The 16,560-nt window shown below is 63.4% G+C and carries 20 protein-coding genes and 1 riboswitch; of the genes, 13 read left to right on the top strand and 7 right to left on the bottom strand.

Going from position 1 to position 16,560, the window contains the following annotated elements; translation table 11 throughout:
- Nucleotides 1-172 precede the first annotated feature (172 nt).
- The 5 genes from NKI99_RS21285 (at nt 173) to NKI99_RS21265 (ending at nt 2,048) form a co-directional block, all read left to right on the top strand.
- A complete protein-coding gene (locus NKI99_RS21285; protein ID WP_013532399.1) occupies nt 173-400 on the top strand; it encodes a hypothetical protein in 228 nt (75 codons plus the stop codon).
- Nucleotides 400-807: a hypothetical protein gene (locus tag NKI99_RS21280; protein WP_013532398.1), complete on the top strand. Its 408-nt coding sequence runs from the start codon at nt 400-402 to the stop codon at nt 805-807. The genes NKI99_RS21285 and NKI99_RS21280 overlap by 1 nt, the downstream gene beginning before the upstream one ends.
- Nucleotide 808: 1 nt before the next feature.
- Nucleotides 809-976 (top strand): hypothetical protein, encoded by a 168-nt coding sequence (locus tag NKI99_RS21275; RefSeq protein WP_352553862.1) that lies wholly within the window; start codon nt 809-811, stop codon nt 974-976.
- Between the two features lie 4 nt (nt 977-980).
- Nucleotides 981-1,352, top strand: coding sequence for a YkgJ family cysteine cluster protein (locus NKI99_RS21270; RefSeq protein WP_352553863.1), 372 nt, complete (start codon nt 981-983; stop codon nt 1,350-1,352).
- An 84-nt stretch (nt 1,353-1,436) separates the two neighbouring features.
- Nucleotides 1,437-2,048 (top strand): LysE family translocator, encoded by a 612-nt coding sequence (locus NKI99_RS21265; protein WP_352611841.1) that lies wholly within the window; start codon nt 1,437-1,439, stop codon nt 2,046-2,048.
- A 99-nt stretch (nt 2,049-2,147) separates the two neighbouring features.
- Here the strand turns inward: NKI99_RS21265 and NKI99_RS21260 are convergent, their stop codons facing one another.
- Together NKI99_RS21260 and NKI99_RS21255 are read right to left on the bottom strand one after the other, a co-directional pair.
- A complete protein-coding gene (locus NKI99_RS21260; protein WP_128306034.1) occupies nt 2,148-2,534 on the bottom strand; it encodes a nuclear transport factor 2 family protein in 387 nt (128 codons plus the stop codon).
- A 16-nt stretch (nt 2,535-2,550) separates the two neighbouring features.
- A complete protein-coding gene (locus NKI99_RS21255) occupies nt 2,551-2,997 on the bottom strand; it encodes an OsmC family protein (RefSeq protein WP_352442934.1) in 447 nt (148 codons plus the stop codon).
- A gap of 118 nt (nt 2,998-3,115) precedes the next feature.
- Here NKI99_RS21255 and NKI99_RS21250 point away from each other — a divergent pair, with 118 nt between their 5' ends.
- Nucleotides 3,116-3,724: a TetR/AcrR family transcriptional regulator gene (locus NKI99_RS21250; RefSeq protein WP_352611840.1), complete on the top strand. Its 609-nt coding sequence runs from the start codon at nt 3,116-3,118 to the stop codon at nt 3,722-3,724.
- Nucleotides 3,725-3,806: 82 nt separating this feature from the next.
- Here the strand turns inward: NKI99_RS21250 and groL are convergent, their stop codons facing one another.
- The 3 genes from groL to NKI99_RS21235 form a co-directional block, all read right to left on the bottom strand.
- Nucleotides 3,807-5,462, bottom strand: a complete 1,656-nt coding sequence (gene groL, locus NKI99_RS21245; RefSeq protein WP_352553866.1) for a chaperonin GroEL — start codon at nt 5,460-5,462, stop codon at nt 3,807-3,809.
- Nucleotides 5,463-5,524: 62 nt separating this feature from the next.
- Nucleotides 5,525-5,821, bottom strand: a complete 297-nt coding sequence (groES, locus tag NKI99_RS21240) for a co-chaperone GroES (RefSeq protein WP_006203049.1) — start codon at nt 5,819-5,821, stop codon at nt 5,525-5,527.
- Nucleotides 5,822-5,987: 166 nt separating this feature from the next.
- Nucleotides 5,988-6,785, bottom strand: a complete 798-nt coding sequence (locus NKI99_RS21235; protein WP_352611839.1) for a class I SAM-dependent methyltransferase — start codon at nt 6,783-6,785, stop codon at nt 5,988-5,990.
- A gap of 113 nt (nt 6,786-6,898) precedes the next feature.
- Between NKI99_RS21235 and NKI99_RS21230 the strand changes: the two genes are divergently transcribed.
- Nucleotides 6,899-7,750: an ATP-grasp domain-containing protein gene (locus NKI99_RS21230; protein WP_352611838.1), complete on the top strand. Its 852-nt coding sequence runs from the start codon at nt 6,899-6,901 to the stop codon at nt 7,748-7,750.
- 22 nt (nt 7,751-7,772) lie between these two features.
- On the opposite strand, the gene NKI99_RS21225 is transcribed toward NKI99_RS21230, so the two are convergent.
- Nucleotides 7,773-8,399: a TetR/AcrR family transcriptional regulator gene (locus NKI99_RS21225; protein ID WP_352553869.1), complete on the bottom strand. Its 627-nt coding sequence runs from the start codon at nt 8,397-8,399 to the stop codon at nt 7,773-7,775.
- Nucleotides 8,400-8,522: 123 nt separating this feature from the next.
- Here NKI99_RS21225 and NKI99_RS21220 point away from each other — a divergent pair, with 123 nt between their 5' ends.
- From NKI99_RS21220 to NKI99_RS21210, 3 genes are read left to right on the top strand one after another with little or no spacing between them, the layout of a single operon-like run.
- Nucleotides 8,523-9,710, top strand: a complete 1,188-nt coding sequence (locus tag NKI99_RS21220; protein ID WP_352611837.1) for an MFS transporter — start codon at nt 8,523-8,525, stop codon at nt 9,708-9,710.
- A gap of 13 nt (nt 9,711-9,723) precedes the next feature.
- Nucleotides 9,724-11,001: a D-arabinono-1,4-lactone oxidase gene (locus tag NKI99_RS21215; RefSeq protein ID WP_352611836.1), complete on the top strand. Its 1,278-nt coding sequence runs from the start codon at nt 9,724-9,726 to the stop codon at nt 10,999-11,001.
- Nucleotides 11,001-12,140: a DSD1 family PLP-dependent enzyme gene (locus NKI99_RS21210; RefSeq protein WP_352611835.1), complete on the top strand. Its 1,140-nt coding sequence runs from the start codon at nt 11,001-11,003 to the stop codon at nt 12,138-12,140. The genes NKI99_RS21215 and NKI99_RS21210 overlap by 1 nt, the downstream gene beginning before the upstream one ends.
- Before the next feature lie 4 nt (nt 12,141-12,144).
- Here the strand turns inward: NKI99_RS21210 and NKI99_RS21205 are convergent, their stop codons facing one another.
- Nucleotides 12,145-12,978, bottom strand: coding sequence for an AraC family transcriptional regulator (locus tag NKI99_RS21205; protein ID WP_352611834.1), 834 nt, complete (start codon nt 12,976-12,978; stop codon nt 12,145-12,147).
- 295 nt (nt 12,979-13,273) lie between these two features.
- A riboswitch (cobalamin riboswitch) is annotated at nt 13,274-13,480 on the top strand.
- A 162-nt stretch (nt 13,481-13,642) separates the two neighbouring features.
- Between NKI99_RS21205 and NKI99_RS21200 the strand changes: the two genes are divergently transcribed.
- The 3 genes from NKI99_RS21200 (at nt 13,643) to NKI99_RS21190 (ending at nt 16,546) form a co-directional block, all read left to right on the top strand.
- Complete coding sequence (locus NKI99_RS21200) at nt 13,643-14,431, top strand: ABC transporter ATP-binding protein (protein WP_352611833.1); 789 nt, start codon at nt 13,643-13,645, stop codon at nt 14,429-14,431.
- Nucleotides 14,432-14,476: 45 nt separating this feature from the next.
- A complete protein-coding gene (locus NKI99_RS21195; protein WP_352611832.1) occupies nt 14,477-15,424 on the top strand; it encodes an ABC transporter substrate-binding protein in 948 nt (315 codons plus the stop codon).
- Between the two features lie 135 nt (nt 15,425-15,559).
- Entirely contained in the window at nt 15,560-16,546 is a 987-nt protein-coding gene (locus tag NKI99_RS21190; protein ID WP_352611888.1) for a FecCD family ABC transporter permease, read from the top strand.
- Nucleotides 16,547-16,560: the final 14 nt, after the last annotated feature.

The raw sequence follows: 16,560 nt of genomic DNA, 5'->3' as shown, positions 1-16,560 counted from the left end.
CTGGCCTTTTTCATTTTGCGCGCCTTACCGCCGAAAGTGCGCTGCGCGCCGGCCTGGACGTGCTAAGGGACGCTCCAGCAATTTGAATTCGCCGCGCGTATTGCTTTGTGCGTGATCCTGACCGAAGACCCGGTCTCGCTCCATCGGCACAGGCTCCTGACAGGAGAAAGATTTGACCACCAGTTCAAAGACAACCGTCGATCAGGCCGTGTCCCTGTTCAGCAAGACGCAAACCCAGTCGATGTCGCTCAACCGCATCAATTCCGAGCGCGACGCCGTCAGCGAGGCACGCGAAGCCAAGACCGCGCGTCTGCGCGAATTGCGCCTGGAAAAGGAGGCCGACGAGATGGCCGCCGCCGCCGCGCTAGCCGCTTTGCCGAAGCGGGCCGGAAGACGCTGATGGCCACCAAACGCGTACCGCCAACACCGATCGCCGCCGACGCAACCATTGCCGACATGGTCGAAGGCCTCGACAAGCCGGTCGAATTCGTCCGGCGTGTGCTGGAAAAGCTCGAACGCTGCAAGCGTGCCCACGGTGATGCCCAGGTGCGCGTCGGCGTGCGCGGCCGCGCCGAATGCCCGAACTACCTGATCGAATATGTCCGTGAAGACGCCAAGACCCATGAGCGGGTGACTTATCAGGACGCCGCCTACAGCGGCAGCACGCATCGCGAGCTGGCGGCCCATCACATCGAGGCGGTGAAAAACTGGTCGCCCGAGGAAATGAACATCACGGCCGTTTCGGCGCTGATCGGCCGCCTGCGCAATCCGCGTGCCCCATCATCGCGCTTCGCCGACGAGGACTGACATGGCCATAAAATTCTCCTCCAAGGATCAGCCGGCAGCCTCGGGTGCCGCGGCAAAACCGGCCAAGCCGGCTGTCGCGCCGAAGGCCGGCGACGCCACCGATGCCGCGACCGATCTGTTCAAGTCGCCGGCGGATTCGCCGAAGGGCAAGACGGCTAAGAAGAAATAGCGCCTTGCCGCAAGACGCCGATCGCAACCCCGCCGCGCCAGGGCTGTCCGCCCTGGTGGCCGCCGCAAGCGTTTTGTCGTCGCAACAGGGCACCTTCGATTGCCAAAGCTGCGGTGCCTGCTGCTCCTATTCGGCCGAGTGGCCGCGCTTTTCCACCGAGGATGACGCACAGCTCGACCGTATCCCGGAAAAATATGTCGCATCAGACCTGTCGGGCATGCGCTGCGAGGGCGTGCGCTGCTCGGCGCTGTCCGGCGAGATCGGCAAGTCGACCGCTTGCGGCATCTATGACGTCCGGCCGGACGTCTGTCGCGCCTGCATGCCCGGCGACGAGGAGTGTCTGATGGCACGCCGGGCGCTCGGATTGCCGGTGTAACGGCCAATCTCCAATCGCCTCCGCTTGTGCGCCGACCCGCAGCCCGATACCTTCCTGGCCGGGTCGGGTGCCGGAGGAACCATCGTGAGCATCGAATTTCTGTTGACGTCGCTGATTGTCGTGGCTTCGCCCGGCACCGGCGTTCTCTACACGCTGAGCGCCGGCCTTTCGCGCGGCGCGCGGGCGAGCGTCATTGCCGCCTTCGGCTGCACGCTCGGCATCATCCCACACATGGCCGCCGCCATCACCGGCCTTGCGGCGCTGCTGCACACCAGCGCTCTCGCTTTCGAGACGCTGAAATATCTCGGCGTCGCCTACCTCCTCTACATGGCCTGGAACACGCTGAAGGAGAAGGGTGGCCTCAGCGTCGAGCAGGATGTGACGCCGCGCTCGGCCGGCAAGGTGATTGCCACCGGCATCCTCGCCAACGTGCTCAATCCGAAACTGTCGATCTTCTTCTTCGCCTTCCTGCCGCAATTCGTCAGCACCACCGAGCCCAATGCGCTGTCGAAGATGCTGGAACTGAGTTCCGTCTTCATGCTTTTGACCTTCGTGGTTTTCGTCGGCTACGGCATCTTCGCCGCCTCGATCCGCAGCCACGTCGTCTCGCGGCCAATGGTGTTGACCTGGATGCGCCGGACCTTCGCCGGCGCCTTCGTCATGCTCGGCGCGAAGCTGGCGCTGGCCGATCGGTAGCGCCACGGGGAGCGGTTCAGTCTCGCTGATCCGCTCCTCTTTGTTGCGCTATTCCGGGCGAAAAGCCGTTATGCGCTTTCGGGGAATTGCTCGGGCACGCTACCCCTTCACATAGCCCATCGCTTCGACGATCCGCCCGCCGGCCACGCGCATGAGGTTGACGCCGCGCAGCGAATTGCCGTCGGTCATGAAATAGCGCCAGCGGATCGTTGCCCGGTCGCCGGCAACGAAGGTTTCCTCGATATCGAAGCGCGTGCCGGCCTGGGTTGCTATCGCCGCCCAAAGCCCGACGCACGCCGCTTGACCGGCATAACGGGCGCCGTCCGGCGCTGGCACGGTGTTCTCGATCACGCAATCCTCAGCCACCAGCTCGGCGAGTGCCGAAGGATCATGGCGTTGGAATACGTCGTTGTAGCGCCGCATGATCTCGGCCGTCTGCTGGGACAGGTCGTACGCGGCTGCGTCCATGACAAGCTCCTGTGTCATCTTCTTTCTCCTGGCTTCATTGGCCTTTGGTGGCTTCGACGAGTGTTGCCTTGAGGGTGATCTGGGACACGCCGGCAAGGGCCCGCGAGACGAGGCAGCCCGCCTTGGCGGACTGTGCAAGGCGCTCGAATTCATCTTCGGCAAGTCCCGCGACCTCTGCCTCGGTTTCGAGTTCGATGCGGGTGATCGTCGGACCGGCAGCGGTTGCGCCAAGATGCACCTTGGCGACGGTGCTGATGCTTGTCGGAACATGATTGGCGTTGCCCAGTATGGCGCTCAGCGCCATCGAGAAGCAGCCTGCATGCGCTGCGGCGATCAGTTCCTCCGGATTGGTGCCCGGACCGTTCTCGAAACGCGACGGGAAGGAATAGGCGCCTTCGAAGACGCCGCTGCCGAGCCGCAACCGTCCCGAACCTTCCTTCAGCGTCCCCTGCCATTTGGCCGAGGCTTCACGAATTGTCATTGTCGTTCTCCCTTCGCATGGCATTCCTCAGGAATATATAGACTGATCTACATATTATGTAGACCGATTGTCATATTCTGCGCAAGGCCTATAATGATTCCTGCTGACAGAGGTTGACATGGCCAACGACACCCGCACCCGCATACTCGAGACGACTGGGCTGCTGCTCAGGCAGCGCGGCTATCACGGCACCTCGCTCAACGACATATTGAGCGCCAGCGGCGCACCGCGGGGCTCGCTCTATTTTCATTTTCCCGGCGGCAAGGACCAACTGGTCATCGAGGTGACGCGCGCTAGCGTTGCCGACGTGACGGAGAGGCTGGGCGAAGCGCTGGCTGCCGAAAAGGATCCGGCGGTGGCCGTCCATCATATCTACCAGTCGGTCGGGCGCATGCTGGAAGACAACCAGTTTTCACTCGGCTGTCCGGTCGCGCCTGTCGTGCTGGACTCGCCCACCGACGTGCCGGAACTGGCGGAGTTGTGCCGCTCGGCCTTCGAACAGTGGATAGGCCTGTTGCGGGACGCCTTCGTCAGGGCAGGGGTGCCCGAGCGCCGCGCGCATGCATTGGCACTGCTGGTCGAATCGTCGCTGGAAGGACTGATGGTGATCGCCCGCGCCACCCGCGACCGCGCCCCGGTACAGGCCGTGGCCGATGAGGTGGCGGCGCTGATCGAAGCCGCGGTGGTTGCCGGCGAGGTAAAGCAACGCGCGGATGCCGCCGTCTGAGAGGCCACAACGACCGCTGCGCAAAACAAAAAGGGCGGCATCTCTGCCGCCCTTTCCGTATCTGAAGGCTGATAGGGCTGGATTAGAAATCCATACCGCCCATACCGCCCATACCGCCGCCCATGCCGCCAGGCATGCCGCCGCCGCCAGCCGACTCCTTCTTCGGAGCCTCCGCGATCATGGCTTCGGTGGTGACCAGCAGGCCGGCGACCGAGGCCGCGTCCTGGAGAGCGGTGCGGACGACCTTGACCGGATCGACGATACCCATGGCGATCATGTCGCCATATTCGCCGGTCTGGGCGTTGTAGCCGAAGGTCAAGCCCTTGTTCTCAAGGATCTTGCCGGCAACGATCGATGCTTCCGCACCGGCGTTGGCCGCGATCTGGCGGGCCGGAGCCTGCAGCGCACGACGAACGATGTTGATGCCGGCGGCCTGGTCGGCGTTGACGCCGGTGGCCTTGATGTTGGCCGAAGCGCGCAGCAGGGCTACGCCACCACCAGCAACGATGCCTTCTTCGACGGCCGCGCGGGTCGCGTTGAGGGCGTCATCGACGCGGTCCTTCTTTTCCTTGACTTCGACTTCCGTCGCACCGCCGACGCGGATCACCGCAACGCCGCCGGCGAGCTTCGCCAGACGTTCCTGCAGCTTCTCCTTGTCGTAGTCCGAAGTGGTCTCTTCGATCTGCTGCTTGATCTGGGCGACGCGGCCCTGGATCTCGGCCTTCTTGCCGGCGCCGTCGACGATGGTGGTGTTCTCCTTGGAGATCGACACCTTCTTGGCGCGGCCGAGCATGTTGAGGCCGACGTTCTCGAGCTTGATGCCGAGGTCTTCCGAGATGACCTGGCCACCGGTGAGGATGGCGATGTCTTCCAGCATGGCCTTGCGGCGATCACCGAAGCCCGGCGCCTTGACGGCGGCGATCTTCAGGCCGCCACGCAGCTTGTTGACGACCAGCGTGGCCAGAGCCTCGCCTTCGACGTCTTCCGAGATGATGAGCAGCGGCTTCGAGGTCTGCACGACGGCTTCGAGAACCGGCAGCATGGCCTGGAGGTTGGACAGCTTCTTCTCGTGCAGGAGGATGTAGACGTCCTCGAGCTCGGCAACCATCTTGTCGGCGTTGGTGACGAAGTAGGGCGAGAGGTAGCCGCGGTCGAACTGCATGCCTTCGACGACTTCGAGTTCGGTCTCGGCGGTCTTGGCTTCTTCAACCGTGATGACGCCTTCGTTGCCGACCTTCTGCATCGCTTCCGCGATCATCTTGCCGACCGACTCGTCGCCATTGGCCGAGATCGTGCCGACCTGGGCGACTTCCTCGGAGGTCTTGATCTTCTTGGCAGCCTTGCCGAGCGCCGCGACGACTTCGACGACGGCCAGATCGATGCCGCGCTTCAGGTCCATCGGGTTCATGCCGGCGGCAACGGCCTTGTGGCCTTCCTGGACGATCGACTGTGCCAGAACGGTTGCGGTCGTGGTGCCGTCGCCGGCGATGTCGTTGGTCTTCGAAGCAACTTCGCGGACCATCTGCGCGCCCATGTTCTCGAACTTGTCTTCAAGCTCGATTTCCTTGGCGACGGTGACGCCGTCCTTGGTGATGCGCGGGGCGCCGAACGACTTGTCGATGACGACGTTGCGGCCCTTCGGGCCGAGCGTGACCTTCACCGCGTCGGCGAGGATGTTGACGCCGCGCAGCATGCGCTCGCGGGCATCACGGGAGAATTTTACGTCTTTGGCAGCCATTTTTAGCTCCTGGCAGGGGCTTTGATCGAGCCCGGGAATTCAGTTGACGGAAAGGCCTGATATCAGCCGATGATGCCCATGATGTCGGATTCCTTCATGATCAGAAGGTCTTCGCCATTGAGCTTGACTTCGGTGCCCGACCACTTGCCGAACAGGATGCGGTCGCCGGCCTTGACGTCCAGCGGGACCAGCTTGCCAGCTTCGTCACGAGCGCCGGAGCCGACAGCGATGATCTCGCCTTCCTGCGGCTTTTCCTTTGCCGTGTCGGGGATGATGATCCCGCCAGCGGTCTTGGATTCGGATTCGACCCGGCGAACGACCACGCGGTCATGAAGCGGGCGGAACTTCGACTTTGCCATTTTTTCTTCCTCGATGAGAACGGTGAGAAACAGTTCCTCCATCCGGCGGCGCCGGACATATGAGTTAGCACTCACCAATGGAGAGTGCTAACGTGGCGCTGAAATAGGCTGACGGCGCGCCGGAGTCAAGGCGCTCGGAGCGCCTCTTGGCGGCATGATGATGAACTTACCGGTGCCTGGCCGAACCGAGTACCAGAAGCGGGCACCGTTCGGCCAGCGGATAGCTGCCGCTCGGCACGACGCGCACCTCGCCGAACCAGTTGGCGGCCTCTTCGATCAGCGTGGCCAGGGTCGCGAAACTGTAGCTTATGTCCGAGCCGGCATAGACGTCGATCGTGTTGATCGAGGTCATGCTCCAACCCGTCCTTGCGGCAAGAGCTTCGCGGTCTGGGAACAGGCTGCCGAAGGTATCGCGGATCGTTCCCACCTTGATGGTGAAATCGCGGTCGTTCGTCGTGGACGCCATCGCGATCCGCCATTTGAGCGCGTGGAAATTCTCGACCCCGCCGGCCAGAACCAGAGCTTCGATGCCGCGCAGATCATCTGCCGTTTCCGGTCGTGCGAAGACGCGGATCGCTGCGCGCCTGCCAGGCTTCAGCACCCTGGCGACCTCGCCAAACAACGAACTGCGCGCCGCCTGGGAATCGACCGCCGACAGGCATCCGTCGCCGATGACGGCGTCGATGCTTGCGTGATCCACGGGCAGGTCAAGCCAGTTGCCGGCGATTGCCCTTCGCGAGCCGTCGTCGCCGGCCCATACGCCGGAAATCATGGCCGCCGACTGGTCGACCGCCAACATCGACTTGCCCAGAATTGCCAATTCCGGGGTCACCCCCAAGAGCAGGACATCGGCATTTCCGAGATCAAGTTCGCGATCGAATATAGCGACGGTTTCCGCTGTTGGCCGGAGCGGCGCTTCCAGAAGTTTCCAATGGCGGTGGTAATCGTCCCAATGATTTGTCATGCAATTTTATTAACCCCTGGACGCCTGGATTTAGATACCCGCCGGGGCTTAATAGAGGTCGTCGGACAAGCCAAGACATTTCAAGAATTTACAGACAGTCCAAGAGGTAGATAGTGGCGCGCATCGTTGTGATAACGCACGAGCATGACAGGTTCCTGGGCAGGCGCGACATCCTGCTGCGCAGGAGCAGCCCATACATGCTGTTCGACATTCTTGCGGAATTGAAAAGGCGCGGCCACTCGGTTCAGGTTCAGCAAGGCCTGTCGAAGCTGGTCAGCGGCGATATGGCGGTATTGCATGTCGATGCCACGGTGACGCCCACGGACTATGTCGACTACGCCCGGAGTTTTGCCTTCTGCCTCAACATCGGCGCCGACGACATATCCAAGCGGCGGATCAGCGGCGCATTGGTCGACAGAACCGATACCTGGCAAGGTCAGGTGATCGTCAAAAGCAATCTCAACAATCGGGGTATTCCGGAGACGCTCCTCAACCGGCGATCCGAGCGCGCCGGGAAACAGCAGCCGTTTCCGCGTTTGCCAACCTTGCATCCTTATGAGGTCCATGGATCTCTCGGCGACGTTCCAGATGGCGTCTTTGATTGCGACGATCTCGTCGTGGAAAAGTTCATTCCGGAGAGAGAACCCGACGGTTTTGCTGTTCGTTTCTGGGTGTTTTGCGGAGAGCGCGAGCGCTGCACCCGCTACGTCTCTCCGAACGGGCTGGTCAAGGCATCGGAGACGATCCGGCGCGAGCCCGTCCCGGTGCCCGACCAATTGCGTGAGCGTCGGCGTGAACTCGGCTTTGACTATGGAAAATTCGATTTCGTCATGCATGAGGGCAGGGCCGTCCTCCTCGACGCAAACAAGACTCCCGGCCGTCCGCAAAATCTCGTCAAGATGTTCGCGGCCGGCGCTTTCGATCTGACACACGGCTTCGAAGGCCTCATCCCTCGAGCGAAATAGGCCGCGGCTGAGATCGCCACGGCTACAAAAACAGCCGCAGCTGGGTGTGAATGATAGACCGGTAATCCTCGATGGTCTGGCGGCTTTCCGGTTCGCCCTCGGCGAGCGCCAGGCGCACCACGCCGCCGGCGAGCTGGAAGATCAGCAGAACCATGCGTTCGAACTGCTCGCGCCTCTCGGGCTCGAGCAAGGCGATGACGTGGTCGCAGAACATTTTGGCTTGGTACCGGGTTTCCGCGATGTCGAGGTTCTTGAGCGCCTTGTCGGCCTGGATGGCGTTCTGCAGATCCTGGATGGCCGGATCGCCGGCGACACGGTTGAGATAATCATCGAGCAGCCGGTCAGCGGCCACGATCACATCCTTCGCCTCGTGGATTTCGGCGATGATCGTCGTCAGCCGTGCCCGGCTGACCTCTGAAAACCGTTCATAGAGCATCGCCAGGATCGCCGATTTGTTGGGAAAATAGTGGTAGACGGTGGCGATCGGCCCGCCCGCCAGCATGCCGACCTCCTTCATGGTGACGGCGTCGATACCCTTTTCCCCGATCAGCCGCATGGTCGTCGACAGGATCGCGTCGATGCGCTCGCGGCTGCGTTCCTGCTTGGGCCTGCGCCTCGGCTCGGTCGCCATTCTTTTCAATTCGGTCATGCACCGATCTTTCGCACGATTTTCAAATTCCGGTTGACAAGAAATATGATCAAGTATCAGTTTCTGAAATACTGACAGGTTGTCAGCTTTTTTGCCGCACGGCAAGGACGTTGGGAGGCGCCTTTGGCTTCGACAGACACCGGCCATGCAGGCAGTGGCGACTGGCTGGTCGGTAATCCGACCGGCTGGCAGCTTGCCTCGGCCCTGTGGATCGGTTCGGTCGGCCTGCTCATCCTCGGCCTGCAGCCGGTGCTGCTTGGCGCCCTTTATACTGAGGGCCATGTCAGCGGCGACGCACTGGCGCTGGTCGCCACCGCCGAGATGATCGCCATTGCCATCGGTTCGGCCGTCGTGGCGATGCTGCTTTCGGCCCACCACATGCGCTGGAAAAGTGCCGTCCTTCTGCTGCTGCTGGCGCTGGCCAATATCTGGACGGCCTATGCCGCGAGCGCCAACATGCTGATTGCGGCCCGCGCCCTGGCCGGGCTCGCCGAGGGCGGTCTGGTCGCCATCGCCACCGAACTGATCGCCCGCTCGCGGCGCGCCGAGCGCATCGGCGGCTATTTCGTCACCATGCAGACGCTGGCGCAATGCGCGCTCGCCTTGTTGCTGGCGCTCTATGTCATCCCCGCCGCAGGGTCGGCGGGCGGCTTCATCGTGCTTGCCGTCGTCTGCGTCGTGTCGCTGGCGGTCGCCTTCACTGTTCCCGGTGACTATGCCGACCTGCCCAAGGCGGAGAACCTGGCCAATGTGCTGACGGTTCCTTCACTCACCGCGCTGCTGTCGGTCTTCTGCTATTTCATGTTCTTCGGCGCGGTCTGGGCTTTTCTGGAGCCGCTTGGCGCGCAATACGGCATCGATGGCCGCACCGTCGGCCTGATCGTCTCGGCCAGCCTCGCCGTGCAGGTCCTGGGGGCGATGACGGCGACGGCGTTCGAGGCGCGCATCGATTATCGCCTTGCCATCGCGGCGATCGGCGTCGTCGCGCTTGTCAGTTCCCTGGTTCTTGCCAGTAGCCCCGGCCTGACGACGTTCTGGGTCGCTGCCCTGGCCATGGGCTTTATCCTGCTGTTCATCGTGCCCTACCAGATCCGTCTGGCGATTACCGCCGACGAGACACGCACCACCGTGCTGCTGGTGCCGGCAGCCCAACTTTTCGGCCTGGCGATCGGACCCATCGCGGCGTCGCTGCTCATTGATGGCAAGGATTTCCGGCCGGTGCCGGAATTCGCCGCCGCCAGTGCGGTGGCCAGCGTGGCGCTGCTCGGTCTGTTCGTCCTTGTGTCGCGTCGCCGTCGTGCGGTTGCCTGAGCGGGGAGGTGGGATGTCAAACATTTGGAGCAACTGGTCGGGCTTTGTAAGTGCCGAGCCCAAGCTGATCGCCAGCCCCGGCGATGCCGGTGAGCTCGGTGATCTCGTCCGGACCGCGCCTGGCCCGGTGCGCGTCGCCGGCGCCGGTCATTCCTTCACGCCGCTGGTGAAATCGCAGGGCACGATCCTGTCCCTGGAGAGACTGGAAGGGCTGGTCTCGCACGACGCTGAAAAACATCAGGCGCGGGTGCGGGCAGGGACCCGGCTCGGCGCGCTGATGGGCATCCTGCAAGGTATTGGCCAGGGCCTGCCCAACATGGGCGATATCGACCGCCAGGCGATCGGCGGCGCGCTGGGCACAGCCACGCACGGCTCGGGACCGACGCTCGGCGCCTATCACACGCAACTGGAGACGGTGCAGATCGTCGACGGGCTTGGCAAGCTCCGCGACTTCAAGCGGGCAGGGGATCAGGACATGATCCATGCCATCGGTGTCGCGCTCGGCGCTTTCGGCGTGCTCACCGAAGTGACGCTGAACAACATCGCGACCTACCGGTTGCGCCGCCGCAAATGGGTGCTGCCGATCACCGAGATGCTGCGCGATTTCGAGGCAATGATGGCCGCGCATCGCTCGGCCGAATTCTACTACATTCCGTTTTCCGGCTATGCGCAGTTCATCGCCAGCGATTTCAGCGACGCCGCACCCACCACACGGCCGCCGGAAGAGGACGAGGCGGGTTTGAGGACACTGCGCAGGCTGCGCACCTCACTTGCCTGGCTGCCATCGCTGCGTGGCCGTCTGATCCTGGGCGCCATCGCCAAATTGCCGGCCGAGGACTACGTGCAGGACTGGCTCAACGTCTATGCCAGCGACCGGCAGACCAAGTTCAACGAGATGGAATATCATTTGCCGTTCGAGGAAGGGCCGAAGGCGCTGGCCGAGATCATCGAGCTGACCGAGAAGCGTTTTCCCGAGGTCTATTTCCCGATGGAGGTGCGCTCGGTCGCGCCGGACCAGTTCTGGCTTTCGCCATTCTACAACAGGCTGACCTGCTCCATCGCCATCCACCATGATGCAGCGAACGATCCGTTGCCGTTCATGCGGGCGGCAGAGCCGATCTTCCGCAGATATGGCGGCCGGCCGCATTGGGGCAAGATGCACAGCCTGAAAGCGGCGGATCTGAAAAAGCTCTACCCGCGCTGGGACGATGCCATGGCGGTGCGCCGCGACGTCGATCCGCAAAACCGCTTCGTCTCGCCCTATATGGCCGGCCTGTTCGGCATCGAATGATGAGCACCTATTTTTCCACCCTGTCCGATGCGCTGAAGGAAGCCGGCATCTTCCAGCCCTGCCTGCTGCTCGATCGCGACCGGCTGGACGGCAACATTGCCCTGGTAAAGGAGAGACTGGATCCCGGCCTGGCCGTGCGGCTGGTCGACAAATCGCTCGCCTGCCTGCCGCTGCTTGCGCATATCGGCAAGGCGCTCGGCAGTGAGCGCTTCATGACCTTTCACCCGCCGATCAGCGAGGCGGTGCTGAAGGCGTTCCCGGATGCCGATCTGCTCTATGGCAAGCCGATGCCGATCGGTGCGGCAAGGGCTGCGCTGGTGAAGGGTAATGTTGACTGGTCGCGTGTCTGCTGGCTGATCGACAGCGAGGAGAGACTGGCGGAATATGGCGCCCTCGCTGGCGAACTCGGCATCGGCCTGCGCATCGCTTTCGAGATCGATGTCGGGCTGCATCGCGGCGGGTTCGCCAATCCTGAGGCCTTGTCGAAGGCGTTGAGCGCGTTGCCGGCCCGGCTGCATTGCGAAGGCGTCATGGCCTACGAGGCGCATGCGCCGCTCATTCCCGGCCTTTTCGGCGGACCGGCAAAGGCATTGGCCAAGGCGTCGGCGCAGGCGTCGGCGTTCGTCGCCTGTCTCGGCGCCGACCAGCGCCATATCCTGAACATCGGCGGCAGCAAGACCGCGCTGCTTCATCATGGCGGCATGGCCAACGAGGTTTCGATGGGCTCGGCCTTTGTGCTGCCCAGTGATTTCGATACGCCAGGCCTCGACGGCTTCCAGCCGGCGGCCTTCATCGCCACGCCGATCCTGAAAATGGTCGAGCCGATGCTGCCTGGCCCGCCGGCCGTCACCCGCCTGCTGCAGGCGCTCGGCCGCTTCCCGCGCAAGGGCTGCTATCTCTATGGCGGCAAGTGGATGGCCGAGCCCGTCTTCCCCGAAGGCATGAAGGCGAACGGGCTGCTCGGCCTGTCCTCCAACCAGCAATTCATGGGCTTGCCCGCCGACGCGACCGCAAAGCCCGGCGACTACGCGTTTCTAAGGCCGACGCAGAGCGAAGCCGTGCTGCAGCAGTTCGGGTCGATCGCTGTGTTTTCCGGCGGCGGGATAGTCGATCGCTGGCCGGCGCTGCCGATGGCCTGACCGACTACGCCTTCACCGGTATCCAGATCTCCAGCCCGCCATTGCCGCTGCGTGGGTCGAACTCAGGGCCGTAGCGTTCGAATTCCGGCGCATCCGATATCTCGTGGCCGGAAGCCGGCAGCCATTTGTTCCAGATCGTATTGACCGTGCGGCGGATGGTCGAGATGTGTTCGCGGTGGGCAAAGACCGCATATTTCTGCGCCGGCACCCGCACCCGGCTGAATTCCCTCGGCAGGTCGGAAAAATCAGACACTTCGACGCCGGCGATGTAGTCGAAATTGCCGGCATCGTCGCCGTTGACGCAGACGCCATAGGCGACGTCGCCGGCCTCGCCCGGAATGTTGCCGATATAGGGGCCGAAGCGCTGCCATTGCATCGGAATGGCGGCGCTGGTTTCGCAGCTGTAGCGTTCGCCGAGGCCGGCGATCAGGAACGGCCGGCTGGTCTCGAAACGCGGTGGTTCGAGATTGGTGAGGAAGGACTGGTCCATCAGGATCGGCTCCACGAGGTCGAGCTTGTCGAGTGTGCCTTGCGCGCGCACCAGTTCCGGCGTGGTGCCGAACTGATCGCGGAAGGCACGGGTGAACGCCTCATGCGAGTTGTAGCCGGCGTCGAGCGCGACGGAGAGAATGTCGGGCGCCCCGCCGGCCAGCTTGCGCGCCGCCTCGGTGAGCCGGCGTGAGCGCATGTAGCCCATCACCGAGCGGCCCGTGGCAGCGCCGAAAGCCCGCGTCACATGAAAACGCGACACGCCGCTGCTTTGCGCGACATCGTCAAGCGAGATCGCCTCCGGCAGATGACTTTCGACGAACCACAGCGCTTTCTCGGTCGGGTTCATTTTGCTCCTCGCATTGGCCAGATCATCCTGCCGTTTCCTGGCGCGGCCAGTTTGATCGAAATTGCGCATCCCGCGCAATCGAACCGATCCCGTCACAGTCGCACACCGATATGGCACAGCGGTCGAGCGCCCCTTGCCGCCGACGAGCCAAATTCGGCAGGCTTCGCTTGACAGCGCCAGGCGGCATCCTCTAAATGCGTAATGTTATTACATATCGAGAGCGTGAAATGCATGTTTCCCCTAGCCGGCCCACCACTCCGTCCGAGAAATCCATTGCGAAGCGATTGGGGGAAATCTACGCTGAAGCGGTGATGGTCCCCGAGTCGAAAGGCGAGGGGTGAAAAGGGAACACGGTGAGATCCCCAGGGGTCGAGGCCGTGGCTGCCCCCGCAACTGTAAGCGGCGAGCAAAATCCGTGAATGCCACTGGCCGGCAAGGCTGGGAAGGCAGGATGGCGCAACGACCCGCGAGCCAGGAGACCTGCCATCACTGAGTTGACCGGACGGGGTGTGCCGGGAGGAAACGCGAATCCCGGTCTTGTCGGCCGCTTCGCCAGCTTCGTTCCGTCGCCAGTTTTGGAAAGTGACGGAAAGTTGGACGGCTCTATCGATCATCGCATCATCGTGTGCACGCTTTGCCATCCCGGCAATCTGGCGGGCAGCCGATGACCGTAGCGCTTCTCGAAGCACATGACCTCTGCGCCATGGCCAATGGGCGGGATCTGGTCCAGGCGGTCAGCTTCTCGGTGGCCGCTGGCGATCGCCTAGCCATCATCGGTCCCAACGGCGCGGGCAAGACGACGCTGCTGCGCATGCTGTCGGGCATGCTGCGGCCGAGCTCCGGCGAGGTGAACCTCGGCGGGCGCCGGCTGGGCGGGATTTCCGCCGCCGAGCGGGCGCTGCATATCGCCGTTGTCGGCCAGACCGACCAGCCCGATCCGCGGCTGGCGGTGATCGACTATGTCGAGCTGGGCCGGGTCCCGCACGCTCGGCTACGGCGCAGGAGCGAGGAGCGTGACATTGTCGTCGATGCGCTGCGCCGGACCGGCCTGCTGCCGCTGCTTGGCCGCACCATCGGCTCGCTGTCGGGCGGCGAGCGCCAGCGCGCCCAACTGGCCCGCGCCATCGCCCAGCAGCCAAAGATCCTGTTCCTCGACGAGCCGACCAACCATCTCGACCCGCGCGCCCGCGGCGAACTGCTCGACCTCGTGGCAGGCTTCGAGATGACGGTGATCGCGGTGCTGCACGATCTGGCGCTGGTGGCACCGTTCGCCACCAGGGTGGCGGTGATGAACCATGCCCGTCTGCAAGCGCTCGCCGCACCGCGCGAAGCGCTGACCCAAAAGCTGATTCGCGAAATTTTCGGCATCGATGTGCTGCGTCTGCGCCATCCGACCGAAGACCGCGAACTGACGGTGTTCGATGTTCCGAACCGTGCCGCGCCGCCATCCTGATTGAAGCCGTCCCATATCGATCATCCCGTCCACAGGAGCAAACCCTTGAAACGCCTTGCTTTTTCGCTTGCCTTCTCGCTGCTGGCCTCGACAGCCCTGGCCTTCCCGGTAACTGTCGACAGCTGCGGCAAGCCGCTGACCTTCGATGCGCCGCCGAAGCGCGCCGTCATCCAGGATCTCAACATGGCCGAGATGGCTTTCGCGCTGAAACTGCAGCCGTCGATCGTCGGCCTGACCGGCATCACCGGATGGTACAAGGTGGGTCCTGAGTTCAAGGCCGAGCAGGGTTCGATCCCGGAACTGGCGCCGAAATATCCGACGCTCGAAAACCTCGTCGCGGTCGAGCCCGATTTTTTCTTCGCCGGCTGGTATTATGGCATGAAGCCGGGTGGTGAAGTGACGCCCGACACGCTTGCTCCGCACGGCATCAAGACGCTGGTGCTGACGGAAAGCTGCGTCCATCTCGACAAGAGCCGCCCCGCCGCCTCGATGGACCTACTCTATGGCGACGTCGAGAAACTGGGCAAGATCTTCGGCAAGGAGGCCGAAGCTGAGAAGCTTGTCTCCGGCTGGAAGACGCGGCTCGCCGAGATCACCGCCAAGGTCGGCGACGCCAAGGGAACGCGGGTCTTCCTCTATGATTCCGGCGAGGACAAGCCGTTCACCGCAGGCAAATTCGCCATCCCCAGCGCCATGATATCAGCCGCCGGCGGCGACAACATCATGGCCGACATGGACACCAGCTGGGGCAATACGGACTGGGAAACGGTGGCGTCGCGCAATCCGCAATTCCTCATCCTGCTCGATTACCAGGATGGCGGTGGCTACAGGAAACTGCTCGATTTCCTGAAGGCGCATCCGGCGATGAAGGAGACGGACGCGGTCAAGAACGAGCGCTTCGTCGCCCTGCGCTATGCCGAACTGACGCCGGGCCCGGCCAACATCGAAGCGATCGACAAGATCGCCAAGGCCATGCATCCGGAAGCGTTTTGATGCCTGTGGCCCAAAAGTGCGCAGCGGTTTTGGGGCAACGACATGCATGAACAAAAGATGCTGGAAGTGCGTCGCACGCGTCCTGACAGACACAACGCATTTCCAGGCTTGCGCCATCCGGCATTTGCACTGGCCATGCTGGTGGGAGCGGCGGCGATTGCCGCTCTCGCTCTGCTGTCGATTGCCTATGGTTCGACACTGATCCCGTTGACCGATGTTGTTGCCGCGCTTGGCCGTGCAGTCGGCTTCAGCGGGCGCGACGTGGCAGGACCGGTCGGCAAGATCGTCGTCGACCTGCGGCTGCCGCGCACGATCCTGGCCATCTGCGTCGGCGCCGGCCTCGGCGTCGTCGGTGCGCTGCTGCAGACGGTGACCCGCAACGACCTCGCCGATCCGTTCCTGTTCGGCCTGTCGTCGGGCGCCGCCGCGGGTGCGGTTTCCGTTATCACCGTCTTCGGCGACAGTTTCGGCATCTGGACATTGCCGGTCGCGGCCTTCACCGGCGGCATATTGGCTGCCGGCGTCGTGCTGCTGCTGGTTGCGCGGGTGAGGGGGCAAGGCCCGGAGCGGCTGATCCTTGCCGGCCTTGCCGTGTCCTTCATGTTCACCGCCTTGACCAACTATCTTGTCTTTGCCGGCGATCAGCGCGCCGCCCACTCCGTGCTGTTCTGGACCATGGGCGGCCTTGGCCTGGCGCGCTGGGACAACATCTGGCTCGGCGCACTGGGTGCGGGGACCATTCTGGCTTACGCGCTGTGGAACCACCGCCGGCTCGATGCTTTCCTGGCCGGTGAAAATGCCGCCGAAAGCCTTGGCGTGCCGGTGGCGCGCATGCGCCGGATGACCTTTCTCGTCGCCGCCTTCTCGACGGCTATCCTTGTCTCGGTCGCTGGCGTCATCGGCTTCGTCGGGCTGATGATTCCGCATCTGTCACGGCCGCTGGCGGGCCCCCTGCATCTGCGCCTGGTCGCCAGCTGTGCCGTGTTTGGCGCGGTGCTTTTGCTGGCCAGCGACCTTCTGGCCCGAACGCTGCTGCCGCCGCAGGAACTGCCGATCGGCATCATCACCAGCTCGGTCGGCGCGTTCTTCGTCGTCACCATGCTGATCCGCAACCGGCTTTGAGTGCGGCCTGGGTC

Source organism: Mesorhizobium sp. M0239 (assembly GCF_040321815.1).
Classification (GTDB): domain Bacteria; phylum Pseudomonadota; class Alphaproteobacteria; order Rhizobiales; family Rhizobiaceae; genus Mesorhizobium.
Note: the sequence above shows the minus strand (reverse complement) of the source record. Positions and strands in the feature narration are given on the sequence as shown.

Bases quoted from the DNA above. Each gene is read 5' to 3' on its own strand.
- NKI99_RS21280 (WP_013532398.1), top strand. From the start codon at position 400: ATGGCCACCAAACGCGTACCGCCAACACCGATCGCCGCCGACGCAACC.
- NKI99_RS21275 (WP_352553862.1), top strand. From the start codon at position 809: ATGGCCATAAAATTCTCCTCCAAGGATCAGCCGGCAGCCTCGGGTGCC.
- NKI99_RS21260 (WP_128306034.1), bottom strand. From the start codon at position 2,534: ATGACACAGGAGCTTGTCATGGACGCAGCCGCGTACGACCTGTCCCAG.
- NKI99_RS21255 (WP_352442934.1), bottom strand. From the start codon at position 2,997: ATGACAATTCGTGAAGCCTCGGCCAAATGGCAGGGGACGCTGAAGGAA.
- NKI99_RS21250 (WP_352611840.1), top strand. From the start codon at position 3,116: ATGGCCAACGACACCCGCACCCGCATACTCGAGACGACTGGGCTGCTG.
- groL (WP_352553866.1), bottom strand. From the start codon at position 5,462: ATGGCTGCCAAAGACGTAAAATTCTCCCGTGATGCCCGCGAGCGCATG.
- groES (WP_006203049.1), bottom strand. From the start codon at position 5,821: ATGGCAAAGTCGAAGTTCCGCCCGCTTCATGACCGCGTGGTCGTTCGC.
- NKI99_RS21235 (WP_352611839.1), bottom strand. From the start codon at position 6,785: ATGACAAATCATTGGGACGATTACCACCGCCATTGGAAACTTCTGGAA.
- NKI99_RS21225 (WP_352553869.1), bottom strand. From the start codon at position 8,399: ATGACCGAATTGAAAAGAATGGCGACCGAGCCGAGGCGCAGGCCCAAG.
- NKI99_RS21215 (WP_352611836.1), top strand. From the start codon at position 9,724: ATGTCAAACATTTGGAGCAACTGGTCGGGCTTTGTAAGTGCCGAGCCC.
- NKI99_RS21210 (WP_352611835.1), top strand. From the start codon at position 11,001: ATGAGCACCTATTTTTCCACCCTGTCCGATGCGCTGAAGGAAGCCGGC.
- NKI99_RS21205 (WP_352611834.1), bottom strand. From the start codon at position 12,978: ATGAACCCGACCGAGAAAGCGCTGTGGTTCGTCGAAAGTCATCTGCCG.
- NKI99_RS21200 (WP_352611833.1), top strand. From the start codon at position 13,643: ATGACCGTAGCGCTTCTCGAAGCACATGACCTCTGCGCCATGGCCAAT.
- NKI99_RS21190 (WP_352611888.1), top strand. From the start codon at position 15,560: ATGCTGGTGGGAGCGGCGGCGATTGCCGCTCTCGCTCTGCTGTCGATT.